Consider the following 24244-nt stretch of genomic DNA (forward strand, 5'->3'; position numbering starts at 1 on the left):
GATATCAGTCGGGAAGCACCTTTTTCAGCTCCTCCGTCAGAAGAGGAAGAACCGTGAACAGGTCCCCCACAATCCCATAATCGGCCTTCTCGAAGATCGGAGCCTCCGGGTCGGAATTGATCGCCACGATCGTCCGGGCCGTCCCCATCCCCGCCAGATGCTGTACCGCCCCCGAGATCCCGCAGGCGATATAGAGCTTCGGGCTTACGACCTTTCCCGTCTGCCCCACCTGGTCGGAGTGGGGCCGCCACCCGGAATCGACGGCCACCCGGGATGCGCCGACAGCCCCGTGCAGCAAGGAGGCCAGCTCCTCCAACATCTTGAAATTCCCGGCATTCTTCATCCCCCGTCCCCCCGAGACAATCACCTCCGCCTCGGTCAGGTCGATCCGTCCGTCCCCCTCCTCAACCCTCTCAATCAAACGGGTACGGATCTCAGCACAATCACAGGGGACCTTCTCCGGCTCCACCTTCTCCGGCGGATCGGCGGGGTCGGCGGGAAAGACGTTCGGCCGAATCGTCGCAAAGGCGGGGCCGTCCCCCTCTACCGTCTCACGAACAAGGGCCTTGCCTCCGAAAACGGGACGAAGGACGGAAAGCTTTTCTCCTTCGAAGGCAAGTTCCACGCAGTCTGTCATAAGCCCGCACCCAAGCCGCGCGGCAAGGCGGGGCATCAGGTCCCGGGCGAGGATCGAGTTTCCCATCAGTATGGCCGCCGGCTTTTCTTTCACGATGAGGGGAGCAAAAACGGAAGCATAGCCATCCGTCGAATAGGTGGAAAGCACAGGGTCCTCAATCACGAAAACCCGGCCGGCCCCGTACTTTCCGAAATCACCGGCCAAACCTTCCACCCCGTCACCGGCGAGGAGAACGGACAGTTCACCACCCCTCTCGCCGCAAAGGCGCCGCCCCTCCGATACCGCCTCAAAACTGCTCTTCTTGACCTTTCCATCCTTTATCTCGGCGATGACCATGACTCCGCTCATACCCTCTTCTCCTGTAAATGATCCTTCCATCCCGGAGAGGTCCGCACAATCTTCCCCCTTCGACAAGCCGGCGAACGGTGCTTTGGGCCCCGGATCTCAAATTCCACAGTCAGCTTTCAGCAATCGGCTATCCGCATGACACCTGCGCCCCCTCATCCCAACCTTCTTCTCCCCGGGGGAGAAGGTGAAGCAATCGATATACTTAATAAGCTTTCCGGTTTTTCCCTGTGACTCCCCGTGTTCCCCGTGGTTGTATGCTTTTCGGTTTTGACTTCGCTTCTGTTTTCTTCCAGCCATTCATGTTCCTCAGCGAAAGATCCACCAGTGCAGTATTTGTTCGTTATGGGTCAACTCCGCGAAGGTCCCGATCCCCAAGAGGATCACATAAACAACCAGCACACCCAGAAGGATGTACGACCCGTAACGCCCCCAGAAAGTATCTTTGTTTTTCTCTTCTCCCTGTTCTTGATCATGCAAACCTTCACCCTCCATGTTTTAAGCTCCTTCCCGATTCCGGATCCCCGGTCCCCTTCCCCAAAATTTCTATTTCCTGATTCCCGGTTTTTACAGTGCCCCGGCCTCCTCTCTCAGCAGTCTCACCAGTTCCTTCACCGCCTCGGCCGGATCTCCGGGGATCTTGGTTCCACCCTTCCGCTCAGGCGGCGGTGACCAGGATTGGGCCTTCACCCTGGCCGCCGGCACATCATCGAACCCCAATGCCGCCGCGTCAACAACTTTGATTTCTTTCTTCTTCGCCTTCATGATCCCAGGCAGAGACGCATAGCGGGGTTCGTTCAACCCTTTCTGCGCGGTCACGAGTGCCGGCAAAGGAATCTCCAGCGCCTCTTTTCCCCCTTCCACTTCCCGCTCCACGGTGATCGTCTTGCCGTCATCGGCGGGGGTGAGCTTTGTGGTCATCGTGGCTTGGGGAATTCCTAAAAACTCTGCAAGGGCCGGCCCCACGAAGCCGGCATTGTCGTCCACGGCCTCCTTCCCGCAGAAGATCAGATCGTACTCGATTCCCGAAATTGCCGCCGCCAGGGCTTTGGCCGTCACGAAAGGATCGGCATCTCCGAATAGCTCATCCTTGACATGGACCGCCCGGTCTGCCCCCATGGCGAGACAGGTCCGGATTGCTTCGGTTGCCCGGTCCGGCCCGAGGGAAATTACTATGACCTCGCCGCCCAGCTTCTCTTTGATCCGAAGGGCCTCTTCCACGCCGTACTCATCATAAGGATTGACGACGTAACTCAAGTCCCCCGTCTCGATCCCCTTCCCGTCGGAGGAGACGGTAATCCGTGCCGCCGTATCGGGCACCTGTTTTACGCATACGATGATCTTCATAGAAATCCCCATCCTCCATCAACAACATACCGCTCTGTTTATTCCATATCTGAATCAGTATTTGCAACGCCCCGGGTAAACAGAAAATTTATCAGTGGTCCTGTTCGTAAATACTGCAACCCTCTCGGCGCGTCACCGTATTTACGAATAGGGCCGCTCAGTACCCGCCTTTTTTCAGCAGGTCCCGTGCGATGACGAGATGCTGTATCTCGTTGGTTCCCTCGAAGATCCGGTTGATCCGGGCGTCCCGGTAGAACCGCTCGATCGGCATATGGGTCATGTACCCCATCCCGGCATGAATCTGCATGGCCCGATCAACGATCTGACCCTGCCACTCGGTACAGAGAAGTTTCACCGTCGCCGACTCCCGTGAGAAGTTCTCCCCGGCGTCGGCCATCGCCGCCGTCCGGTAGACCATGCTCTCCATCGCGAAGATCTTCGCTCCCATCTCTGCGAGATAGAACTGGATGATCTGCTGATCGGCGATCGGGCGGCCGAACTGCTCCCGCTCCCCGGCATGGCGAATGGAGAGGACCAGCATCTCCTTCGACGCGCCGAGGGCCGCTGCGCCGAGACCGAGCCGGCCGTAGTCGAGGGTCCGCATGGCGTTTCTGAATCCGCCGCCGACGTTGCCCAGGACCTGGGACTTCGGGACCCGCATCTCCTCGAAGATCAGCTCCGCCGTGCTGGAGCCGCGAATTCCCATCTTCTCCTCAATCGTACCCACGGAAAATCCGGGGGTGTCCGTCGGAACGATGAAGGCGGTAATCCCTCCGTGGGGCCCCTTCTCCGGGTCGGTCACGGCGTAGAGGATCACGATGTCGGCGATCCCCCCGTTGGTAATCCAGATCTTGCTTCCGTTGATTACGAAGTCGCCGCCGTCCTCGACGGCGCGGGTCCGTATACTCCCGGCGTCGGAACCGGCCGAAGGTTCCGTCAGTGCAAACGCGCCCAACTTCTCCCCCGCTGCCATCGGGACAAGGAAGGTCCGCTTCTGCTCTTCCGTACCGTCGAGGAGGATCGGCATGCAGCCGATGCTCTGGTGTGCGGCAACGGTGATGGCGAAACTCGCACAGCCGTGCGAGAGCTCCTCCATCATGATGCAGTAACCGACCTCACCGAAGCCGCTTCCGCCGTGAGCCTCGGGGATGGCGATCCCGAAGAGACCGTTCTGTGCCCCTTTGGCGATCAGTTCCCCCGGGATCTCTTTTTCCCGGTCGATCAGCGCAGCAAGGGGGCGGACCTCCCGGTCGGTGAACTTCTTCACCATCTCCCGGATCATTCGCTGCTCGTCGGTGAAGTGGAAGTCCATCACCCCTCCCCGGCCCGGTCACGGGATTGTACCGGGTAGGCGGACTTCTCCAGGGCCGCCCCCGCGATCCTCGTGAGAAGTTCATCGTCGTTTCCGTCGATCATCCGGCTGTTGCGCCGGACCCTGCGCCGGGCGAAATTGCAGAAGGTCCGGCAGATGTCGATCTCCGTCGCTGAAGGCTCCGCGCCGCGCCTGCGGATGGAGTCGGTCACGCGGGAGATGACGCAGGTCATTACATATAAATCGATCACCATCCCGGCTATCCGCTCGAGGATGTATTCCCGTTCCACGATCTTCTTCCGGTACCGGCGGAGGACCTTCTCCGCCGCCTCGGGGAGATGGCGGACAGACTCCTCCACCCGCCGGACTTCCTCTTCCAGGAGGGGATCGGCCTTCCCGATCCGATCCCCCGCGAGGGAGGTAATCTTCCGGACAGCGTAGTCGGCCAGCTGTCCGATGTTGTGAAGGGGGTCCTTGATGGCCCGGGCAACCTCCTTCAGTTCTTCTCCCGGCCCCTGCAGCCCGGAAAGAGCAATGAAGAGCCGGAGGATCTCGTTGGTCCCTTCAAAGATCATGTTAATCCGGGCATCCCGGAGAAACCGCTCGTGGGGGTACTCCTCCATATAACCGTTTCCCCCCATGATCTGGAGGGCGTCGTTGATGACTTCCCAGACACGGTCGGTGGAAAAGACCTTGGAGATCGCCGACTCCAGGGAATAGTCGACATCCCCCCGGTCGACCAGTCCCGCCGTCATGTAGGTGACGCTCTCCATGGCGTAGGTATCGACCACCATGCGGGAGATCTTCTCCCGGATCATTTCAAATTCGGCGATCGGTTTTCTGAATTGCTCCCGTTCCTTTGCATGGGCGACGGAGGCCTCGATCATTCTCTTCGCCGCACCGACGCAGCCGGAAGCAAGTCCCAGCCGTCCCGAGTTCAGAACCTCCATGGCGACCTTGAACCCCTCCCCTTCAGCACCCAAGAGGTTTTCGAGAGGAACCTTGACATTTTCAAAAATCACCGGCGTCGTGGAGGAACCCCGGATGCCTAATTTCTTCTCTTCGGGTCCGATGGTAATCCCGCCCAGATCCTTCGTCACGATAAAGGCGGTAACCCGGTTCTTCTTCTCTCCCTGCACCTCCACCTCGGTCTTGGCGAAAACGGTGAAATATTCGGCCATCCCGCCGTTGGTCACCCACTGCTTTGATCCGTTGAGGAGGTAGTGATCCTCCTTCCGGACGGCCGTGGCCTTCAGCCCCTGCGCGTCGGACCCGGCGCCGGGCTCGGTCAGACAGAAGGCGGCGATCATCTCCCCGGTGGCCAGTTTCGGCAGGTACTTCCGTTTCTGTTCCTCCGTTCCGAAGAGGAGGAGCCCCTTGAAACCGATCGACTGGTGCCCCCCCACGGTCACCGCCACAGAGGCACTGTGACGGGAGAGTTCCTCAATCACCCTGCAGTAAGCCCGTTGGGAAAGGGCGAACCCTTCATATTCTTCGGGAATGACCATCCCCATCAGACCCAGTTCGGCCAGCCCCGCCATCACCTCGTCGGGGATCTTCTTTTCCCTGTCGATCTTCTCCGGATTGATCCGGTCGCGGCAGAACTTCCCCACCGAATCGACAATGATGTTGAGATTTTCCAGTTCCTCCCCCTCAAGGTGAGGATAAGGAAAGAGGAGATCCTCTTCGATCTTCCCCGCGAAGAGGGCCTTGCAGAAGCTCCTTTTTTCCTGGTCGGTCATGAGACTCTCCTGTGTTGCACGGAAACGGTTAATAGAATGTTTTGCCCTGTTCCGCCATCTCAACGATCAGGGCCGCCGGTTTGAAACGCTCGCCGAACCGTTCGGCATAATCCTCCAGGTCTTTCCGGATCGCCGCAAGCCCCAGGGTGTCGGCATACCGGAGAAGCCCGCCCCGGAAAGGAGGAAAACCGGTGCCGAAGATCATTCCGGCATCGACCACCGACGGCCGGTCGGCGATCCCCTCTTCCAGGATCATGGCCGCCTCGTTGATCATGCACAGGACCAGCCGCCCCGAGATCTCTTTTTCCAGGATCCCCGACGCACCCTTCCGGACGGAGGCGACAATCTTCTCCGTCTCAGGAGCGACGCTCTTCTCTTTTTTCCGGTAGACGTAAAAGCCCTTGCCGTTCTTCTTCCCGAGCCGGTCCGCCTCAACCATTTTTTCGAGGATCACGGAGGGCCGCATCCGGTCGCCGTAGGCCTCATGAAGGATCCCGGCCACCTTGAAGGCGACGTCGAGACCGATGGCATCGAGGAGGATGAAGACCCCCATCGGCATGCCGAAATCGAGCATGAACCGGTCGATCCTCCCGATCCCGACCCCTTCTTCAACGAGCAACGCCCCCTCGTTCAGGTAGGGCATGAGGATCCGGTTGACGAGGAACCCTTCCCGGTCGCGCACCACGATCGGGGTCTTGCCGAGTCTTTGTGAAAGGGCGACGATCGTGGCCACCGTCTCGTCGGAGGTCTGTTTCCCCCGGATCACCTCTACGAGGGGCATCCTGTCCACGGGGTTGAAGAAGTGCATCCCAACGACCTTCTCCGGGTTGCGGGAGGCCGCGGCCATCTCCGTCACGGAGAGGGAAGAGGTGTTCGAGGCGAAAATCGCATGATCCGGCAGGACCTCTTCGATCTCCCGGAGGACCGCCTTCTTGATCTCCATCTTCTCTACGACCGCCTCGACCACAAGGTCCGTACGGGCAAAGCCGGTCTTCTCCGTCGTCCCGCTGATGTAACCGAACTTGCGGTCCAGATCCTTGCGGCCGATTATCCGCTTTTTCTTCTTCCCGGCCAGGACCCGGTAGGCGGCCCGGAGCCCGCCGGCAACGGCGGTCGTGTTGATATCCTTCATCCGGACGGGGATTTCCCCTTCGGCGAAGAGTTCGGCAATCCCGCCCCCCATGATGCCAGCGCCCAGGACCCCCACCTTCCGGACCGGCAGGGGTTCGATCGAATCATCGGACACGCCCCGGTCTTTCCTGAACTCCTCCCGGAGATAGAAGACGGAGATCAAGTTCTTCGAGACCGGCGTCACCGCCGTCTCGCCGAGGTAACGGGCCTCGATGACGAGCCCCTCTTTCATGCCCCGGAGGAATCCCTGCTCCATGGCGTCGAGGGCGCGCAAAGGCGCCGGGTAGTGTCCCCGGCCCTGCTTCTCCGTCTGTTCCCGGGCCTTCCTGAACAGGATCTTCCGGCCGATGGGAGTGGTCTCGAGGAGCATCTCCATGAGATCCATCTTCCGGCGCATCCCCTCGGGACGTCGCCAGCCGGAACCCATGACCTTCTTTGCAAAGGCGACGGCCGTATCGAAGAGGATCTCCCTGGGAACGACATCATCGGCAAGTCCGAACCGCTTTGCTTTTCCCGGATAGATATTCTTCCCCGTAAGGATGCAGGAGAGCGCCTTTTGAATCCCGATTAGGCGGGGGAGGCGCTGGGTGCCGCCGAACCCGGGGATGATCCCCAATTTCACTTCCGGCTGACCGAGGACGGTTTTGGGATGGTCCGTAATGATACGGTAGTGACAGGCCAGGGCGAGTTCCATCCCGCCGCCGAGGCAGACACCGTCGATGGCGGCGATCACCGGGATGGGAAGGCTCTCCAGACGGTCGAGGATGATCTGCCCCCGCCGGGCCAGATCCTCTCCGTGATGGGGCTCCGCAATTCCCTCGATCTCACGGATATCGGCTCCGGCGATAAAGATTCCCTTCTTCGCGCTTTTAATGATGATCGCCTGCACATCGTGATTCGCAGCAAGGTCGTTGATCGCCTGCGAAAAGGACTCCATCACGGCGGAGGTGAGCTTGTTCACCTTTTCACCCGGAAGGTCAAAGGTCAAAAGCGCAATGCCGTCTTCACGAATCTGAACATCGATTGGAGAATCCATCATGATTCCTCCGGGGGTATAAAATCAGTTCAAACCGTTCAAACCGTTCAAGCTGTTTAAACCGCTCGAGCCGTTTGCACCGGTTCATCTCTCCACGATCACGGCGCCCCCCTGTCCGCCGCCGATACAGAGGGTGGCCAGGCCGAGGTGCAACTTCCGCCGCTTCATTTCTTTCAAAAGGGTCAGGATCAACCGGGTGCCGCTGGAGCCCACGGGATGGCCCAAAGCGATCGCCCCGCCGTTGACATTCAGTTTTTTTCGGTCGATCTCTCCCAGAGGGGATTTCCGGTCGAGATGTTTTTTTGCAAAATCCTCTGAGGAGATCGCCCGTTCGCAGGCCAGGACCTGGGCGGCGAAGGCCTCGTTGATCTCAAAAAGGTCAAGGTCTTCAAAGGCAAGCTGTGCCTTTCTTAAGGCCAGGTCCGTGGCAAAGACCGGTCCCAACCCCATCCGGCCGGGATCGCAACCCGCAAATCCGTACGAGCGGATGAACCCCATTGGTTCGTAACCGAGTTCGGCGGCCTTCTCCTCCGACATGACAAGGACGGCCGCCGCACCATCGGTAATCTGGGAGGAGTTCCCCGCCGTGACCGTGCCGTGGCGTTTATCAAAAACGGGCTTAAGTTTACCCAACGCTTCCAGAGACTGACCTCTCCGGACACCGTTGTCTTGCGCAACAGCCCCCTTGAATTTCGGCGGCACGTAGACCGGAACGATCTCATCACCGAGACGGCCCTCCTCAATCGCATTTTCGGCACGCTGGTGGCTCACGAGGGAAAAGGCATCCTGATCCTCCCTGGATATCCCGAACTCCCTGGCGAGGACTTCGGCGGTCTGCCCCATGTTCAGGCCGCAGACCGGATCGGTCAGACCGAGAAGGAGGCCGATCACCGGCCTGAAATGAGCCGGGCGGAGGGAAGAGAGTACCTTGATTCGGGCGGGAAGAGATTTCGCACGCTGGAAGGCCTGAATAATTCCCTGAAGGGATTTCGAATAAAAGAAGGGGATGTTACTCATCGACTCCACGCCGCCGGCGATGATGACCCCGGACTCGCCGAGGATGATCTGGCGATACGCATTGATGACGGCCTGCATCCCCGAGGCGCAGTTCCGCTGGACGGTATAGGCTGGGGCCTCTCTCGGGATTCCGGCCTTGAGAGAGATTACCCGGGCGATATTCGCCGAATCTGCCGGCTGGCCCACATTTCCGATGATCACTTCATTGACGACGGCAGGGTCGAGATCAAGACGCTCCAGCAGTTCCCGGACAGCGATGCAGCCGAGTTCCGATGCGGAGAGGTTATCAAAGAGGGTCCAGGCCTTGATATAAGGGGTCCTAACCCCATCCACGATCACTACCCTCTTCTTTTTCATAGAGCCTCCCCAGGAAGGACGTTGTTACATCTTTATGACCTCAAATCTTCCGTTTGTCAAATCACCGAACAAACGTCGTATCTGCCCGGCAACCTTCTGAACAAGTATACCCCACAGGGTCTTTCCCTGTCAACGAAACCGTTGAATTTTCCGATAGTTGAGGTGATTCATTCATCCCCTGTATCAATTCATCGCTTGACATTCTCCCGGTAGATTTTATAGTTTGACTGAGAGAGAAAAAGGAGAAAATCGATGCGGAAACCAAATGCCGGGACAGGATGGATCTTCCAGATACTTTTCTTAACCTGTTTTGTTGCGGCTGAGCCGGCAGCGGCCGTGAAACCAGTTGCAAAAGGGGTCATGCTGACCAACGTCACCTATTCCCTGAAAGATACCGGGGAAAAGGGGGTCAAGAAGTACACCATGGAAGCCGATTTTCAGGCTACGAAGGACAAGGTCTGCGGGGTCATCTGCGACTATTACAACCTGAACACCTTCATGCCGAAGGATATCCGGTCGAAAGTCCTTCATGGATCCTCAAACCGGCTGATCCTGGAGGTCGTCATGGATCTCCCCTGGCCTTTCGAAGATCTGAAAAGTACCCTTCTGGTACGGTTCGACAAGAAAAAGGCTATCGCCCGGTGGCAAAAGGTGGGCGGGAACATCCTTCGAAACGACGGAACCATTGAGATCACCGACCGGGGGGATCACTCCCACGTCAAGCAGGTCACCTATCTGAATATCGGGCGGTACTACCCCGGCTGGTTTATCAAAATGTACACCCGGACCCAGACCTACAAGATTATGCGGGCGATCCGGGGAAGGCTGGAAGCCGAGGAAAGACAGACCGCCCTGCCCCAGGGATTTACTTCACAAAACGCAGAGCCGCCGAATTGATACAGTAATGAAACCCGCTCGGTTCAGGACCGTCCCTGAAGACCTGTCCCTTCTTCTCACTCACCTTCACGGAAGTGCCATGAACTCCTCAAAGCTCCGGCAGGTCATCGCGGCATTCCCCTTTTTTTCTTTACCAATGGTGGAAGAAGGCCGTTCCCCGTAATCATGTCCCGGCCAGACCTCCACGGCATCATCGAGCAGCATCAGTTTTCCCTGAATGCTGTCGTAGAGGGCCTTTCCATCCCCGCCGGGAAGATCCACCCGCCCGCAGTCCCCTACAAAGAGGGTATCTCCGGTAATCAGTTTTTCCCCGTCCAGCAGCAGACAGAGCCCCCCCGGCGTATGACCGGGGGTATGGAGAACCCGAACAGAAACATCGCCCACCTTCACGACATCATTCTCATCCACCGCAAGATCGACAGGAAGGCCCGCTTGCCGGAGCCCCTCCACTTCGGCACGGTGCGCCACCACCCGGGCGGAAGTCACATCGATCATCTTCCGACAACCGCAGATATGGTCCCCGTGGCCGTGGGAGATGAAGATGTACCCGATCCGGTATTCATCAGCTCTGGACAAGTCCAGGATCTTTTCCACCTCAAATCCGGGATCCACGACCGCCGCAACCCGGCTCTTCTCACAACCGAAAAGATAGGCGAAATTCCGCATCTTTCCTACCGAAACCTGTTGAAAATACAATAGTTATCCCTCCCTTGTTCGTCCATCCAAGAGTGATACAGTATTCTATCCAATCGTATCGGAATTCTTCACTTTTGAAAAGGGAGAGTCCTGGACTCAGGCTTTACTGAAGCCCCTACATGATTTTGGACAGGTCCGTTTCGTCTTGCTCAATCAACAGATGAACATGGTTCGACAGGAGGACCTAAGCGTAGAATGTACACGAATAGCATCTCTGATAGGTTATCAGGCGGTTCCGGTATTGCTGGTAATCTTCGGCATAAAGGAAGACCTCTTGACGCTGATTACCCCTAACAATAACATGATAGAAAACTCCCTGATATTGTACCTGAGGTTTTTCGGCTATTATAAACCAGTAACAGACTCATATGCAGGTATCAATATAAAAATAACAAAGTTCTAAGAGGCTCTGTGCGTGTCCGTACAGATTGGTCACCTGTTTACGAATAGGACCGCGAAGAATGTGGTGGAAGAAACGTAGCACCCCCCACTCTCACCCTATCCTATGGGCGTAGAGGATTACCGATACCCCTGCAGAGTAAAGGCCCCAAAGACCACGGGCCGGGAACAGAGCACCACGAAAGAGCAGATCAACAGGATGGAGAGGAGAATCCATTTCTGTTCCGTCCCCTCAATCAACCCCTGGAGGGTTGCGATCTTCTTCATGGGATGAAAGAGGCCCGGCAGGATCCCGAAAAAGACCCCGCCAAAAAGAGTCAGGTAGATCGGGTAGCCGACAAAGTCATAACCTTGCTGCAGAATGTCGAAGGGGCAGTGGTGGGAGGGGAGTTCGTAGATATAGATCGATACGAAAGAGACGATCGATGCGATGGCAACGAAAAAAGTGACCACGGAGAAGAGCGCGAGGAGTATCCGACTCGTTCCGGAGGACGATTTCAGACAGAGCAGGGCAACCCCCAGGTCGGCGAGAAGGGTCCCGTAGAAGAGGCGCATCATCGGCCGGGGCGGAAGGGCCGCCAGACCGGAGGCGATGGTAAATCCCCTTTCGCTGAAGAGGGAACCGCAGCAGGAGGTGATGACCTCCGGATGAAGTCCCGTAAAGTAACGGAGTTGGAAATAGAGGTCGAGACCGACGAGGGGCGTCAGGAACAAAAGAGCCGTATATTTCGGTCGAACCAGGGGGAAGTCTTCGGCCCGCTGGTCCAGGATGTTTCCGGTGATCCAGAAGGCGGAGGCGAAACCGAGGATGATCTTCAGAAAAAGGACATTCCATCCTGCAGGGTTGGCGTTGAGGGAACCCGTGGCACACATGGCACCGACGAATTGCGGATGAAGCCTATCGGCGGTATAGAGAAAAAGAAGGAGCGAGAGAATTTGAAAACCGAAGGTGTAGTTAACAATCGTCGAGACGAGGAAGGTCTTGCGTTCAAGCAGTAGTTGTCTTTCCGAACTGCTTGTGAAATCCCAGCCCCGAAGGATCTGAATGCCCGTTCCCGCGGCGTAGAGGAGCATGGCGAAGGTGATGACGGAGCCTGCAAGAAGGGCGAGGATGCCGGGATGGAGAATCACGACGGGAGGGCTCCTTCAATCCGTCCGTCCTGTATCTCGATGATCCGGTTGACGAAGGGATGGTCATAGAGAAAGGGGTCGTGGGTGGCCATTATGACCGTTTTACCTTCCCGGTGGAGGGAGGAGAGGATCTCCACGAGGTCCTCCGCCAGTTTTCGATCCAGATGGGCCGTCGGTTCGTCGGCGATGAGAACTTCCGGATTGTTGATCAGCGCCCGGGCGATCGCGACCCGCTGTTGTTCTCCGCCGGAGAGTTGATGGACCTTCCGATGTCTTTTCCCGGTCAGCTCGAACCGGTCGAGGAGTGACTCCGCCCGTTCCCGGATCTCGGTGAAGGATCTCCTTCCCGGAAACAGGGGGAGGGTGACATTTTCCAGCACATCGGCCTTCCGAATCAGGTTGAACTGCTGGAAAATGAAACCGAAGGTCCTCCTGCGGATCTGCGTCAGGAAACGCTCCGGAAGTTTAGCCACATCCTTCCCGCGGACGATCACCCTGCCGGAGGTTGGACGGGCCATGCAGCCGATGAGACTTAAAAGAGAGGTCTTGCCCGAGCCGCTCGGTCCCTTGAAAACCGTTGTCTCCCCCGGTGCAATATGGAGAGAGATCCCCTCCAGCGCCCGGATCTCATCAGGTTGGTGGGCATTGTAGATCTTCGTCACTCCTTCCGTTTGGATCAGATTCGTTTCCCTCATGATCAACTCCTCATTACCATTTCCGGGTCCGTTACCGCCGCCTTCCAGGAAGGGATCACCGTGCAGGCAATGTAGGGAGCAACCGTCAACAATGCGATGACGAACACCTGGTAGAGATCGATATAAGGCGTCAACCGGAAGGTCGGGAAAAGGACCGACCACCCCTTAAGGACCGGGGTCAACAGAGGGGCGTTGAAGAAAAAGACATGGACGAAGGCGGCAGTCAGTCCCCCCAGCAAGGCCGTGAAGGAGATGACGATCCCCTCCCAAAACTTCAGTTCCAGGATGTCCGCCGTGTCCCATCCCACGGCCTTGAGAATCCCGATCTCATTCTTTTCCGCGCCGCTGATCCCCGTGGCCTTGTCCCAGGCGAGGATCGAAAAAGCGAAGAGGGCGGCGGAGAAGAGGGTGAGCATCATGCCGCTCCGCCAGTTGAAGACCGAGTCATAGGTCCGGAAGATCTCGTCTTTGGCAATGGGGCGGGTGCCCGGCAGCATCTTTCTGATCTTTGCGGCCACCGTGGAAATTTCTTCGGGATTGTAAACCTCGACAACAATGTCCGTCGCCCGGTTGGAGGGAAAGTCGAAGAATTTCTGAATGCCCTTCCGGGTCATCAGGACCAGATCGTTACTCAGCAGGTTGGAGGCGGCATCAAAAATGCCGACGATGCGGAATTTGACACTCTTGTTCCGGCTGTCGATGAGGACCAGTTGGTCCCCCAGGCCGGTGAACTGCGCCCGGGCGACCCCCCGGCCGATGGTACATTCCCCCTCTTCGGCAGGCATTTGCCCTTCCACCAATTTGAGTCCGGGAAGGCCCTCCCGGATCCCCATGAAGGTATAGTTCGATTGGGAGAGGGCGTCGAAGTAGTAGCCCCAGTATCGCGGATGGACATCGCCGACACCGGGGATCTTGCGGATCAAATGGATATCGTCCGTCGAGATGAGGTCGTGCCTGCCTGCGAAGAGCTTCTGGACGATCAGGTTCGGCGCATCGGAAAAAACCGCTTCGGCCTCTTGCTTCAATGCATGGGTGAGAAAAAGAATGGAGGCCAGGATCGAGATGGTCAAGGCATAGACGATCACGAGGGAGAGGTTCTTGTATTTTCTCCGCAGGAGGGAGGAAAGGGCGTATTCGAGGATCTTCAGACGTCGCATGATATAGACTTTACCGCCGGATTTGCAAGGTGGTTGTTGAATCCGCCGGCCTCCCCGGTGCCAGGATCGAGCCGGCCGGAAAATGCTCGAAGGCGGAAGGGGAATCCTGAAAAGGGGTGAAGCAGTCCGCCTGCGAAGGATGCCGGGTATAACGGGCCTCCGTCCAGATCGCAAGGTCCGTCAGTTCAAGAGTTTTCACCAGTTCTCTCTTTGCCGGGATTACCCGTTCTTCCCGGGTCAGGCAGACGCGGGAAAAAAAGAATAACAGCCCCAGAACGAGGCACTCCACGATGGTGATGCCGAGAAAGATCTTGTGCTTCTTCATTGCATCCCCGGGAGGTCTAAAAGGGTGACCTCGTGGAAGGAAAGGATCCGTTTCCCACGGTGGTCCTTCCTGAAGGTTTCAGCCTTTTCCTGGCCCAACACCGGCACCAGTTCCGGCCCCATGGGGCCCATCACGTCACTTCCGACGACAAACAAGGCCTTTTCGGCAGGAACGGTTTGGGTCGTATAGTAGTCGGTGACATAGACCTCACGGATTTGATTCTTGTCCACATCATGGTCGTACTTCTTCGGTTCCAGGATATAACGGAAGAGGTCCTTGGGGCCGTCAAAGAAGCGGTGACGGCCGTCGGGAAGGACCACCTGTGCGAGCCATCGGTCATACTTCGCGACAAACATGCCGCAGACCGGACAATGATCCTTCGGACCCGGGTGGGCCGGGTCAGCATGGGCGATCCCCCCCGGAGTCATAAAGGTGAGAAAAAGGAAGAGCATTCGCAGGATGGTTGTTGTTTTCATTCCGGTTTTCCCGCCGGGAAATATTATAAAAGGTCCGCCCCATTTCTGCTCGGGGCATTCAAGCACACGCCCTGTTCACCGTCAAACCAAAATCCTTACGAGCCGGAAGCTTTCAGCGTTTTGATTTGGCTTTTCAATTCCAAATTTTCAACTCTCATTCTTTCCCGGTCCTTTCAGAAGGTCCATTGCCACCCGGCGGTCAACTTCCAGTCGGTCTCCAACTGGGGTCCGTCGAGACGCTGGTAGAGGGGAAGTCCCCCTTCGAGGGTCAGACGGTGCCCCCGGTGACGGCCCCCGGAAGTATCGAAGGCCAACCCGAGGAGGAGGTCGAGACGGGTCCCTCCCCGCCGCTCGGGATCGGCCGTAGGAGTCATGGCGGTCATCGTCGGGGAGAGGTCGGAGTCGGCGCCATCGATCTTCCCCCAGGATGTTCCGTCGAGCCGTACGGAGAGGCTGAATTTCCGATTCACCCTGCGGGTGAGCCAGCCGGTCAAGTCGATTCGGTTCCCCAGGGTATAGTCGTTGCTGTTTTCCCCCAGCCGGAAGGTGGCGATCCCCTGGGCGCCCCAGAACCAGGGGTTGCTTCTCCCAAGGTAGGTAATGCCGGGGAGGAGATCGAAGGTCCCCGATCCGAGTTGCATGGGGTAAGGCAGATGCTGGTTCTTCCCGGTGGGGGTATCATCCTTCCGGTCGATGGAGCCGGTGGGGAGACTGAGGCCAACCTTTGCGATCAGGTCGTGCGTGTCTTGATGGAAGAAGTGACAGAGGACGCTCACCTTCACGTCACCGACCCCTTCCGATTTTGTTGTAAACCTCTGCACATTCATCATCATCTTCCGCTCGTTGTCCATTTTGATGACAAGATAGGGGACCATAGCCATGAAGGTGAGGTCGGGGTCAGGGGCAACCATGGCACCGAGCATGTGCATCTCCATGGTCATCTTCTCGGGGACGACCATAAATGTCTTGTGAACTTCATCTTTCCCTATCCGCTCGGTCCCGTCCCGGTTTCCCTCCATCTTCATCGTCATATAGCGGTAGGAGAGCATGATCCCGCCAGGATGGTGGGTATGTGCCCCCATGACCCCGATCGGCTCGAACCCGCCCGTGTGGGCGAAGCCCCCCGTAGCGGAGAGTTCCGCCAAGGTGGTCGGTGTGATCTCGTCAAAGGCGAGCAGGGCTGTTCCCCCCCGTTCGGCAAGAAAGGCCTTCGCCTCGCCCTTGGATCCGAAGGGAATCAGCTCTTCCCCCATCGGTCCGGAAACAGAGGATCCCAAAACGAACCAGGCCGATCGTGCATCAATCCAATCATGTGTTTTGTGGTCGGTCACGCGAATGACGGTGATGTCCGAGGATTTCCGCCCCTCGGCAGGAAGTTGAAAGATATAGGTAAAGAGGTCCCTGGGACCATCGAAAAAGAGACGGGAGCCTTCGGAGAATGTGAGCGAGCTGACCCAGCCGGGATAGGGGGCAACATACATCCCGCAGACGGGACAGCGTACTTTCGGCCCCGGCTGCAGAGGGTCGGCCACGGCGGAGGAAGTTACAAAAACAAGACAGAAAAACAGAGGAAGGATGCAATATTTTTCTTCCATAAATTTCACCTCCTGATCTTGTATTAACGTTCTGGAGTATGTACGGATTAATGGAATCCAGAATAACACAAGGTCGTGATCCGGGAATGCGGCAAATTGTCGCAAGAGGGAAAAATTGCTGAGGGGACGGTCGGTAATGACTCGCCCGGCGAAGAGAACGAATTGAATCACTGTGCGACCTGTTCGCGTGAGGCCCCTGAATGCAATGATCCAGGATTCATGTTACATTTGTTTTATTGTTATGCTATTTTGCTCTTTAGCCATTGCCGAAATACGTTGATCCGGACTTCCAAGTACAGGCCCTTGTTTTATTGAAAACGATTTACTCATTGCCTTCACGCAGGAGGTCTTCATGCAAAATGCCGCTTTTCACCCTGGAAGGCAGATGGCTACCGCCCCGACTCAGATTGCATTCCGATGGCTGTTGCATTTGCGTTGGGGGGCGGTGGCTTGTCTGACCTTCCTGGTCTTGATCGTCCATCTCGCTTTTGCGATTGAGCTGCCCTGGGGCATCGTTGCCGCCATCATTCTTTTTGAAGCGGGGAGCAACATCTTCTTCCAATGGCTGGTGCATCGTGGGTCGACCATTCCGGGATGGCTCATCAACCCGGTCATCCTCCTCGATTTGGTTTTACTCACTGTCCTCTTGGCTGACACCGGTGGTCCGATGAACCCCTTCACCTTTCTTTATCTCGTGTACATCGTGCTTGCCACGATCCTTATGAAATCGGCTTGGGCCTGGGGGATGAGCCTCTTCGCTATTTGTTGCTACGGCAGTTTTTTTCTGTTGTCGTCACTCAGTCCACTGCCCTTGCCTTTTCCTCAGTGGGAAACCCTCTCCGGCAGCCCTTTTCATCTGCCCATGGCCCACGGTTCACATCTTGAGCTTCCCATGGTCATGCACTTGCAGGGGATGTGGGTCGCCTTTGCGATCACCGCCGTTTTCATTGTCTTTTTTGTCGGCAAGATCCGCAAAACATTGGAGTATCATCAGGAAACCTTGATCTCTTTGCAGCAAGAGAAGATGCGGGGCGAGAAGCTGGCATCATTGGCGACGCTGGCCGCCGGCGCCGCCCACGAACTCTCCACACCTCTTTCCGTGATTGCTGTGGCCACCGGAGAAATGTTACACTCACTCAAACGGCAAGGGGAAAGTTCGGAACACATTGACGACACAATCCTGATCCGGGAGCAGGTGGAGCATTGTCGTAGGATCCTCAACCAGATGGCCACGGATGCCGGCCAGCCGATGGGAGAGAAACTGGAGGAGATCAGCATCAATGCATTGCTTGCCGAAGCCGTTGAGCCGTTTTCGGAACAAGGGCACCGCCTGATTCTGCTTGACTCCGCGGCCGGCAACCTTGTGTTTCGTATCCCTTGTCGAACCCTGGCACGAGTGATCAGAGGTCTTGTCAAGAACGGCCTCGACGCCTCAAAACCGGATGGACAAATCCGGCTTTACTGCAACACGGACAGTCGATTTTTGTATATTATTGTTGAAGATCACGGAACCGGCATGGAAACGGAAACCCTCGACAAGGCGATCGATCCCTTCTTCACCACGAAAAGTCCGGGCAAGGATCTCGGTTTGGGGCTCTTTCTTGCCAAAACCGTTGCGGAACAATTCGGAGGATCTCTCCACCTTGATTCCGAGTTGGGAAAAGGCACCACGGCCACCCTCTCTTTCGCTCTTGAAAAAATCGCCATAAAACCGGCGAAAGCGAACGCTCTTCCCCCAGGAAAGGAATTGTAAAATGGAGCATTCGATCTTGCTGGTCGACGACGAGGTCGTTTTTAGAAATCGTCTGACCCGTGCATTCAAAAGCAGGGGTTACACGGTCTTTTCTGCCGGCAATTACGATGAAGCCGTGAGCAAAATCCGCTTCCATCAGCCCGCCATGGCGGTGGTTGACCTCAGGATGCCAGGAAAAAACGGCATCGAACTGATCAAAAAGACGCAGCAGATCCATCCGAACATGAAAATAGTGGTACTCACCGGGTATGGCAGTATCGCTACCGCCATTGAAGCAACCAAATTAGGGGCCGTCTGTTATCTCCCAAAGCCTGCGGATGTAGATGACATCATTAGTGCTTTTGCCAGAAACACTGATCTGCGTTTGCAGCTTGAAGAAAGCGATTTTTCTTCCCCGTCACTGGCCAGGTCGGAATGGGAGCACATCAACCGTGTCCTCCATGATTGCCAGGGGAACATTTCCGCTGCGGCCCGCAAACTCGGTGTACATCGGCGCACCCTCCAGAGAAAGTTGCGCAAATATCCCCCCAAACAATAATGATCCATCGACTTGCTCGGGTTCGTGCAGGGTTCCTCATGAGGGGAACCTTGCAGAGAAACTCAGGGAAAGTCGGCCAGGCCTGGGTGCCGGGCCGCATCCGTCTCGGCGATTGGGGGCAAAAGCATCATCTGATATACATTTTTTCCATGTGGCGAATGATCTTTGCATTTGTTTTTCGTTTTTCCCAATACTCTCCTCTGTCACACCTGCCTGTGTGTAGCATCGACTGAACAGATGTTTGAACCCAGCTGGAAAATTGGGGGAAGTCCAGGAAAATTATTTGGTTGACTTTATTTTTTTGTAATAGTAATATGCAGTGTTTGGATTCGGCTGGAAAGGAAAGGTCGGATTCAGGGGTTTTAAACAATATTTTGCAGGGAGTTGGAATCCAAGGGCAAACCGTATCACCCCACCTCTGATTGAGCCTGCGTGTTTCTTGCGGATTCACCCGAAAACATCAACGATCAGGTAACGCCGTCAAAGGTTGTCGGCGTTTGGGCAATCTATATTGTCATGACATTGAGCAACATAAAGGATGCAGGAAGATGAAACGAACAGACCAAAACAAAGTACGCAACATCGGGATCAGCGCACACATCGACTCCGGGAAGACGACCCTGACGGAACGGATTCTTTTTTACACGAACCGGATTCATGCCATTCATGATGTCAAGGGGAAAGACGGCGTGGGTGCCACCATGGACTCCATGGAACTGGAAAAGGAGCGGGGAATTACGATCGCTTCCGCCGCGACCTATTGCGAATGGAAGGACAGTTTCATCAACATTATCGACACCCCGGGACATGTGGACTTTACCATCGAGGTGGAACGGGCACTGCGCGTCCTCGACGGCGCCGTCCTCGTTCTCTGCTCGGTCGGCGGGGTGCAATCCCAGTCGATTACCGTTGACCGCCAAATGCGGCGTTACAACGTCCCCCGGATTGCCTTCATTAATAAGTGTGACCGTTCCGGAGCCAATCCTAACCGTGTCATCACCCAGTTGCGGGAAAAATTAGGACACAATGCCGTGGCCATGCAGATTCCCATCGGCCTCGAAGCCGACTTGCAGGGGGTCGTCGACCTGGTCACGATGAAGGCTTGCTACTTCGACGGTGATAACGGCGAGAAGCTGCACATCGAAGAGATCCCGGCGGAACTGCAGGAGGAGGCGGATGCGAAACGGGAAGAGATGCTTGATGCCGTCTCGATGTTTTCCGATGAATTGATGGAGGCAATCCTCGAAGAAAACGTCACGGAGGAGCTGATTCACGAAGCCGTCCGCAAGGGGACGATTTCTCTGGAACTGACACCGGTCTTCATCGGATCGGCCTATAAAAACAAGGGGGTCCAGAATCTTCTTGATGCCGTCATTCACTATCTTCCCAATCCTGAAGAAGTCACCAATACGGCCCTTGATCTCGATCAGGACGAAGCGGAAGTCACCCTCAGTTCCTCTCCGGAGGATCCGACGGTCGCACTGGCCTTCAAACTTGAGGACGGCCGCTACGGACAGCTTACCTATATCCGGATCTATCAGGGAAAGATCGCCAAGGGAGATACTCTCTATAATACCCGGAGCGGGAAGAAGATCAAGGTCGGTCGGCTGGTCCGGATGCACTCCGACAATATGGAGGATATCGAAGAGGCCGCAAGCGGCGACATTGTTGCACTCTTCGGTGTGGACTGCTCCTCGGGAGACACCTTCACCGCCCAGGAACTGAATTACACCATGACCTCCATGCATGTCCCGGCACCGGTGATCAGCCTGACGGTGACACCGGAGGACAACAAGTCTCAGGTGAACATGTCCAAGGCATTGAATCGTTTCACCAAGGAAGACCCGACCTTCCGTACCTATGTGGATCCCGAAAGCGGCGAAACGATCATTTCCGGGATGGGTGAACTGCACCTGGATGTCTACATCGAACGGATGCGGCGGGAATACAGTGCCGCTGTAGAAACGGGTATGCCCCAGGTGGCCTATCGGGAAACCATTTCCGTGCGGTCGGATTTCAACTATACCCATAAAAAACAGACCGGCGGTTCCGGACAGTATGGCCGGGTAGCCGGGTTCATGGAACCCTATCCCGACGGCGAATACAACTTTATCGATGAAATTAAAGGCGGGGCAATTCCGACCGAATTCATCCCCTCCTGCGACAAGGGATTCAAGGGATGCATGGAGAAGGGACGGCTCATCGGTTTTCCCATCTCCGGCATTCAGATCACGATCAATGACGGAAGTTCCCACTCCGTGGACTCTTCCGACGTTGCTTTCCAACAGGCCGCCCGAGGTGCGTTTCTGGAGGCCTACGCCAAAGCCAAACCAGTCATTCTGGAACCGATCATGAAGGTCGCAGTGGAAGGTCCCTCGGAATTCCAGGGTTCCATTCTCGGCACCCTGAATCAACGCCGGGGGATGATCTCCGGGGTCACGGAAGACGGAAGCTTCTCCGTCGTCGAAGCCGAGGTCCCGCTGGCCGAAATGTTCGGATATTCTACGGTACTCCGCTCCTCCACGCAGGGAAAGGCGGAATTCACCATGGAGTTTGCCCGCTACAAGCAGGTCCCGCAAAGCATTGCGGAAGAACTGGTCAAAGAATATTCCGAGCAGAAAAAGAGCGCATAAGGTTTTGTGTAACCTCGCACGTTCTTCTTTCTGAAGATCCCCCGTCTGAGGAATCCTGAACCGGGAGACCGGACGATGCTGAAACAGGAGTTCACCTTGAAGAGTCCGATGAGAATCTTGCAAAAAGCAACACAGGGAGGTTTGGGAAAAGGCAACCTCGGTGTCTTCATGGCCCGGGCGGGAGTCGGCAAGACGGCCTGCCTGATCCATGTAGCGCTGGACAGTCTGTTCAAGAACCAGAAGGCCGTCCATGTAGGAATCGGGGAATCGGTGGAGGAGATCCGGCTCTGGTATCGTGAGATACTTTCCGACCTCTGCACCGGTTTCGAAATCCAAAACCCGGAAAAGCTCTCCGAAGAGCTGGAACGGCAGCGCATCATTCTCTCCTATACTCCGGAGACCTTTACCGTACGAAAGCTCGCCCTGGATCTGGAGGACCTCGCCAAAGACGGCGGTTTTCTGCCGGAGATTCTCCTGATCGACGGTTTCGATTTTGAAAAGGAAGACTCCGGCTGGGATACGCTGGCGGCCTTTGAATATCTGGCCAAGGATCGATCACTGGAGGTCTGGTTCTCCGCCCGGACACACCGGGATTCAAAAATCATCAACGAGCGAGGAATTCCCGCTCCCTGTCACGAGGTGGATGACCTCTTCTCCGTCATCATCTTTCTGGAACCGAAAGAGGCGGTGATTCAACTCAAGCTCCTGAAAGATCATGACCATCCCGTTGAGGAAGATCTGCCGCTTCGTCTGAATCCGAACACCTTCCTTTTGATGGACGAATAAATACCTTTTGAAGGTTGCAATCCCTGTTCAATGCAGGTATGATCTAAGCACTTTCAATGAAAGAAAAAGGAGCCCCATTGAAAAACGAAACCAACCCCACCTGTCCACATTGCAGCCGTACGATGGAAGAATATCAGATGCCGGATCTCCGGTATTCCGAGATTCCGATCTGGGGGAGCAATTTTCTCTGGGTCTGCACCAACGATGAGTGCCCTCTCTTCGTTAATGGATGGAAAAACATGGCGGAAAAACATGGGCAACTGGCCTCCTTCCGCTACATGATTCAGCCCGATTCCGGTGAAGCCGGTGTCATCCCGGCCTTCAACGCCAATGTTTTTGACGTTCTGATGGAAGAACGGAGAAGATACCGGGGAAGTTTCGATAACGGCAATCTCCTCTGACGGTACGACCGCTCTCCCGCGCAGAACCGACACTTCAGGGATATTTCTTCTTTCTCATCGGATAAAAAAATTTAACATTTCTTCGTTTTTTTCTAAAGTTCGCGCCGAGACTGCCGATAAGATGTAAGAGAAAGGAGAGGAAGAAATGCAAAACTTAACACCAAACATGAGGTTAACCCCTTAACTATCTGTTTTTATTGCACGTTACTTCATGGGAGAAAAAATGAAGATCCCCTCTTCAAACCAGATTCATAGTCAGGATCCCTTGCAACGGAAACCCGAGACGCAGGGCATTGAACCATCCTCCACTCAGGGACGGAAAAATACGGAGGTCAACAACACCCTGCAGGGAGACCGGATTGAGATCTCCGGTCAGGCTCAGGGCATCCTGCAGGCCTCCGAAATTGTCCGGACGACCCCGGAGATCCGAGCCTCAAAAGTCGAAGAGGTTAAACGGGCCGTCGATCAGGGTATCTACCGGGTGGACAGCAATAAAGTCGCAGGCCGGATGCTGGATCAAATAAGGGAGGAACTGCTGGAAATGTAGCACCACTCGATTGATCGCGGATTTTCCGCAGGAGGGTTCGGGAGTAGATCGGAGGTAAGACATCATGATTGATGGATTGCACGCCGCCTACTCAGGTCTGGTTGCACAGGGAAAAAAGGTCGGTGTCGGCGCAAACAACATCGCCAATGCTGAATCAAAGGACTTCAAGAGAAGCCGCCTCGCCTTCGAGACGAACAGCGAAGGAGGCGTCAGCTCTCAGGTGGAGCAGGTCAATACCGAGGAGGCCTTTTCTCAACCGGTGGAGGGAAACAGCAATACCGCAAGTTCCAATGATGTAGATCTCGGCAAAGAAATATTCGAAATGTCCAATGCCCAGCGAGGCTTCGAGGCCAACGCCGCTTTTTTCCGGACCGAGGAAGAACCCGTAGGGACACTGCTTGATATCACGGCATGATATTATGGCCAATCAAAAAAGCCGAGGTTCATCTCCGGCTTTTTCCGTCTTGGTTCATACTCTGCTCGTCCGCCAGGCAGTTCATCTCCCCTGCTTTAATTCCAGAACATTGCCTTCCGGTTCCCCATGCCGGTCACCTCGCCCATGGCCGATTTCCTGCAGAATATCGTGACGGGGCGTATATTGATTCTCCAGCAGGATCACCTGTTTTCCCTGCCGTTTTTCCACATTAATCACCAGGGGCCCCTGAAGGTTCGCCGTGAGCGTCTTCGGTTCCCGGTAAAGGGTCACAATGCAGAGGACCAGCGTTTCGGTCTCCTCCGTAATCCCGAGATGGGCGACTTCCTCCTGCTGCACCATCACATGATAGTCGGAACGAAAAACCTGTGGTTCCAAGGTCAGGAAGGCAATGGAAGGATCGTTCAGCGACTGCATCCACCGGAAAGGGCTGTCCTCCTCCCGGTCCAGCAGAATAAACCTTTTGAGATGAGGCATTCCCACAAGTCCGGACGGAAAGGTCAGGAGCTTCTCCTCTTCGATTTCAATCTCGCCGAACAACCTTGTTTGGATAATCAAAAGGTTCTCCTCTCTCAACACTATTCCGGTTTTTCTTTACGGTTCAGGAATTCCGCCATATCCCGGGCCTCCTCCAGGTTCATTGCAGAAGCCCGGCGATTTTCTTCCTGAATCTGGCGGTAAATTTCGCCGCGGTAAACGGAAACGAAGGCCGGCGCTTCAATTCCAATCCGCACCTGTTTTCCCTTGATCTCTTTGACAACAATACGAATCTCGTCGTTCAGAAAAATATCTTGGCCTAACTTCCTTGTCAAGACCAGCATGGGGACCTCACCATCCTCTCCGGCGCAAAACCGGGGA

At 55.9% G+C, this 24244-nt stretch carries 24 protein-coding genes and 1 pseudogene; 8 read left to right on the top strand and 17 right to left on the bottom strand.

Annotated elements, in window-relative coordinates:
* Nucleotides 1–4: 4 nt before the first annotated feature.
* The 7 genes from GXP58_01900 to GXP58_01930 all read right to left on the bottom strand — a co-directional run bounded on the left by GXP58_01900 (nucleotide 5) and on the right by GXP58_01930 (nucleotide 8924).
* Nucleotides 5–985 (bottom strand): electron transfer flavoprotein subunit alpha/FixB family protein, encoded by a 981-nt coding sequence (locus GXP58_01900; GenBank protein ID NOY52354.1) that lies wholly within the window; start codon nucleotides 983–985, stop codon nucleotides 5–7.
* Nucleotides 986–1291: 306 nt separating this feature from the next.
* Entirely contained in the window at nucleotides 1292–1477 is a 186-nt protein-coding gene (locus GXP58_01905) for a hypothetical protein (GenBank protein ID NOY52355.1), read from the bottom strand.
* Between the two features lie 72 nt (nucleotides 1478–1549).
* A complete protein-coding gene (locus GXP58_01910; protein ID NOY52356.1) occupies nucleotides 1550–2329 on the bottom strand; it encodes an electron transfer flavoprotein subunit beta/FixA family protein in 780 nt (259 codons plus the stop codon).
* 157 nt (nucleotides 2330–2486) lie between these two features.
* Nucleotides 2487–3641, bottom strand: a complete 1155-nt coding sequence (locus tag GXP58_01915) for an acyl-CoA dehydrogenase (protein NOY52357.1) — start codon at nucleotides 3639–3641, stop codon at nucleotides 2487–2489.
* Nucleotides 3641–5383, bottom strand: a complete 1743-nt coding sequence (locus tag GXP58_01920; GenBank protein ID NOY52358.1) for an acyl-CoA dehydrogenase — start codon at nucleotides 5381–5383, stop codon at nucleotides 3641–3643. The genes GXP58_01915 and GXP58_01920 overlap by 1 nt, the downstream gene beginning before the upstream one ends.
* A 28-nt stretch (nucleotides 5384–5411) precedes the next feature.
* On the bottom strand, nucleotides 5412–7553 hold the full coding sequence (locus GXP58_01925; protein ID NOY52359.1) for a hypothetical protein: 2142 nt from the start codon (nucleotides 7551–7553) through the stop codon (nucleotides 5412–5414).
* An 81-nt stretch (nucleotides 7554–7634) separates the two neighbouring features.
* Nucleotides 7635–8924 carry a thiolase family protein gene (locus GXP58_01930; GenBank protein ID NOY52360.1) on the bottom strand — a complete coding sequence of 430 codons (1290 nt, stop codon included), beginning with the start codon at nucleotides 8922–8924 and terminating at the stop codon, nucleotides 7635–7637.
* A 252-nt stretch (nucleotides 8925–9176) separates the two neighbouring features.
* Here GXP58_01930 and GXP58_01935 point away from each other — a divergent pair, with 252 nt between their 5' ends.
* Entirely contained in the window at nucleotides 9177–9821 is a 645-nt protein-coding gene (locus tag GXP58_01935; protein NOY52361.1) for a hypothetical protein, read from the top strand.
* Here GXP58_01935 and GXP58_01940 read toward each other — a convergent pair.
* The 8 genes and pseudogenes from GXP58_01940 to GXP58_01975 form a co-directional block, all read right to left on the bottom strand.
* Nucleotides 9790–9870 (bottom strand): annotated as a pseudogene (locus tag GXP58_01940) (peptide-methionine (R)-S-oxide reductase). The gene GXP58_01935 and the pseudogene GXP58_01940 overlap by 32 nt on opposite strands.
* Before the next feature lie 17 nt (nucleotides 9871–9887).
* Nucleotides 9888–10487, bottom strand: coding sequence for an MBL fold metallo-hydrolase (locus GXP58_01945; protein ID NOY52362.1), 600 nt, complete (start codon nucleotides 10485–10487; stop codon nucleotides 9888–9890).
* Nucleotides 10488–11036: 549 nt separating this feature from the next.
* Nucleotides 11037–12047 (bottom strand): hypothetical protein, encoded by a 1011-nt coding sequence (locus GXP58_01950; GenBank protein ID NOY52363.1) that lies wholly within the window; start codon nucleotides 12045–12047, stop codon nucleotides 11037–11039.
* Nucleotides 12044–12742, bottom strand: coding sequence for an ABC transporter ATP-binding protein (locus tag GXP58_01955; protein ID NOY52364.1), 699 nt, complete (start codon nucleotides 12740–12742; stop codon nucleotides 12044–12046). Before GXP58_01955 ends, GXP58_01950 begins: the two co-directional genes overlap by 4 nt.
* Nucleotides 12743–12744: 2 nt before the next feature.
* Nucleotides 12745–13899, bottom strand: coding sequence for an FtsX-like permease family protein (locus GXP58_01960; GenBank protein ID NOY52365.1), 1155 nt, complete (start codon nucleotides 13897–13899; stop codon nucleotides 12745–12747).
* Between the two features lie 10 nt (nucleotides 13900–13909).
* Nucleotides 13910–14173: a hypothetical protein gene (locus GXP58_01965; protein ID NOY52366.1), complete on the bottom strand. Its 264-nt coding sequence runs from the start codon at nucleotides 14171–14173 to the stop codon at nucleotides 13910–13912.
* 47 nt (nucleotides 14174–14220) lie between these two features.
* Nucleotides 14221–14682 (bottom strand): nitrous oxide reductase accessory protein NosL, encoded by a 462-nt coding sequence (locus tag GXP58_01970; GenBank protein ID NOY52367.1) that lies wholly within the window; start codon nucleotides 14680–14682, stop codon nucleotides 14221–14223.
* 191 nt (nucleotides 14683–14873) lie between these two features.
* The gene (locus GXP58_01975) at nucleotides 14874–16295 is read right to left on the bottom strand and encodes a transporter (GenBank protein NOY52368.1); all 1422 of its coding nucleotides are present in this window, start codon (nucleotides 16293–16295) and stop codon (nucleotides 14874–14876) included.
* Between the two features lie 352 nt (nucleotides 16296–16647).
* Here GXP58_01975 and GXP58_01980 point away from each other — a divergent pair, with 352 nt between their 5' ends.
* The 7 genes from GXP58_01980 (at nucleotide 16648) to GXP58_02010 (ending at nucleotide 23368) form a co-directional block, all read left to right on the top strand.
* On the top strand, nucleotides 16648–18048 hold the full coding sequence (locus GXP58_01980; protein NOY52369.1) for a HAMP domain-containing histidine kinase: 1401 nt from the start codon (nucleotides 16648–16650) through the stop codon (nucleotides 18046–18048).
* Between the two features lies 1 nt (nucleotide 18049).
* Nucleotides 18050–18586: a response regulator gene (locus GXP58_01985; GenBank protein NOY52370.1), complete on the top strand. Its 537-nt coding sequence runs from the start codon at nucleotides 18050–18052 to the stop codon at nucleotides 18584–18586.
* A gap of 548 nt (nucleotides 18587–19134) precedes the next feature.
* The gene (locus tag GXP58_01990; GenBank protein NOY52371.1) at nucleotides 19135–21219 is read left to right on the top strand and encodes an elongation factor G; all 2085 of its coding nucleotides are present in this window, start codon (nucleotides 19135–19137) and stop codon (nucleotides 21217–21219) included.
* 75 nt (nucleotides 21220–21294) lie between these two features.
* Nucleotides 21295–22005, top strand: coding sequence for a hypothetical protein (locus GXP58_01995; GenBank protein ID NOY52372.1), 711 nt, complete (start codon nucleotides 21295–21297; stop codon nucleotides 22003–22005).
* A 77-nt stretch (nucleotides 22006–22082) separates the two neighbouring features.
* Nucleotides 22083–22406, top strand: coding sequence for a hypothetical protein (locus GXP58_02000; protein NOY52373.1), 324 nt, complete (start codon nucleotides 22083–22085; stop codon nucleotides 22404–22406).
* A 223-nt stretch (nucleotides 22407–22629) separates the two neighbouring features.
* Complete coding sequence (gene flgM / locus GXP58_02005) at nucleotides 22630–22953, top strand: flagellar biosynthesis anti-sigma factor FlgM (GenBank protein ID NOY52374.1); 324 nt, start codon at nucleotides 22630–22632, stop codon at nucleotides 22951–22953.
* A gap of 64 nt (nucleotides 22954–23017) precedes the next feature.
* Nucleotides 23018–23368, top strand: coding sequence for a hypothetical protein (locus GXP58_02010; protein NOY52375.1), 351 nt, complete (start codon nucleotides 23018–23020; stop codon nucleotides 23366–23368).
* An 81-nt stretch (nucleotides 23369–23449) separates the two neighbouring features.
* On the opposite strand, the gene GXP58_02015 is transcribed toward GXP58_02010, so the two are convergent.
* Together GXP58_02015 and csrA are read right to left on the bottom strand one after the other, a co-directional pair.
* Nucleotides 23450–23944, bottom strand: a complete 495-nt coding sequence (locus GXP58_02015) for a flagellar assembly protein FliW (GenBank protein NOY52376.1) — start codon at nucleotides 23942–23944, stop codon at nucleotides 23450–23452.
* 20 nt (nucleotides 23945–23964) lie between these two features.
* Nucleotides 23965–24207 carry a carbon storage regulator CsrA gene (gene csrA, locus GXP58_02020; protein ID NOY52377.1) on the bottom strand — a complete coding sequence of 81 codons (243 nt, stop codon included), beginning with the start codon at nucleotides 24205–24207 and terminating at the stop codon, nucleotides 23965–23967.
* Nucleotides 24208–24244 lie beyond the last annotated feature (37 nt).

It is taken from the genome of Deltaproteobacteria bacterium (assembly GCA_013151235.1).
Taxonomy (GTDB): Bacteria; CG2-30-53-67; CG2-30-53-67; order CG2-30-53-67; family CG2-30-53-67; genus JAADIO01.

Excerpts from the sequence above, each read along its gene's own strand:
- GXP58_01900 (NOY52354.1), bottom strand. The coding sequence starts at position 985 with ATGAGCGGAGTCATGGTCATCGCCGAGATAAAGGATGGAAAGGTCAAG.
- GXP58_01905 (NOY52355.1), bottom strand. The coding sequence starts at position 1,477 with ATGGAGGGTGAAGGTTTGCATGATCAAGAACAGGGAGAAGAGAAAAAC.
- GXP58_01910 (NOY52356.1), bottom strand. The coding sequence starts at position 2,329 with ATGAAGATCATCGTATGCGTAAAACAGGTGCCCGATACGGCGGCACGG.
- GXP58_01915 (NOY52357.1), bottom strand. The coding sequence starts at position 3,641 with ATGGACTTCCACTTCACCGACGAGCAGCGAATGATCCGGGAGATGGTG.
- GXP58_01920 (NOY52358.1), bottom strand. The coding sequence starts at position 5,383 with ATGACCGACCAGGAAAAAAGGAGCTTCTGCAAGGCCCTCTTCGCGGGG.
- GXP58_01925 (NOY52359.1), bottom strand. The coding sequence starts at position 7,553 with ATGATGGATTCTCCAATCGATGTTCAGATTCGTGAAGACGGCATTGCG.
- GXP58_01930 (NOY52360.1), bottom strand. The coding sequence starts at position 8,924 with ATGAAAAAGAAGAGGGTAGTGATCGTGGATGGGGTTAGGACCCCTTAT.
- GXP58_01935 (NOY52361.1), top strand. The coding sequence starts at position 9,177 with ATGCGGAAACCAAATGCCGGGACAGGATGGATCTTCCAGATACTTTTC.
- GXP58_01945 (NOY52362.1), bottom strand. The coding sequence starts at position 10,487 with ATGCGGAATTTCGCCTATCTTTTCGGTTGTGAGAAGAGCCGGGTTGCG.
- GXP58_01955 (NOY52364.1), bottom strand. The coding sequence starts at position 12,742 with ATGAGGGAAACGAATCTGATCCAAACGGAAGGAGTGACGAAGATCTAC.
- GXP58_01960 (NOY52365.1), bottom strand. The coding sequence starts at position 13,899 with ATGCGACGTCTGAAGATCCTCGAATACGCCCTTTCCTCCCTCCTGCGG.
- GXP58_01975 (NOY52368.1), bottom strand. The coding sequence starts at position 16,295 with ATGGAAGAAAAATATTGCATCCTTCCTCTGTTTTTCTGTCTTGTTTTT.
- GXP58_01980 (NOY52369.1), top strand. The coding sequence starts at position 16,648 with ATGCAAAATGCCGCTTTTCACCCTGGAAGGCAGATGGCTACCGCCCCG.
- GXP58_01985 (NOY52370.1), top strand. The coding sequence starts at position 18,050 with ATGGAGCATTCGATCTTGCTGGTCGACGACGAGGTCGTTTTTAGAAAT.
- GXP58_01990 (NOY52371.1), top strand. The coding sequence starts at position 19,135 with ATGAAACGAACAGACCAAAACAAAGTACGCAACATCGGGATCAGCGCA.
- GXP58_01995 (NOY52372.1), top strand. The coding sequence starts at position 21,295 with ATGCTGAAACAGGAGTTCACCTTGAAGAGTCCGATGAGAATCTTGCAA.
- flgM (NOY52374.1), top strand. The coding sequence starts at position 22,630 with ATGAAGATCCCCTCTTCAAACCAGATTCATAGTCAGGATCCCTTGCAA.
- GXP58_02010 (NOY52375.1), top strand. The coding sequence starts at position 23,018 with ATGATTGATGGATTGCACGCCGCCTACTCAGGTCTGGTTGCACAGGGA.
- csrA (NOY52377.1), bottom strand. The coding sequence starts at position 24,207 with ATGCTGGTCTTGACAAGGAAGTTAGGCCAAGATATTTTTCTGAACGAC.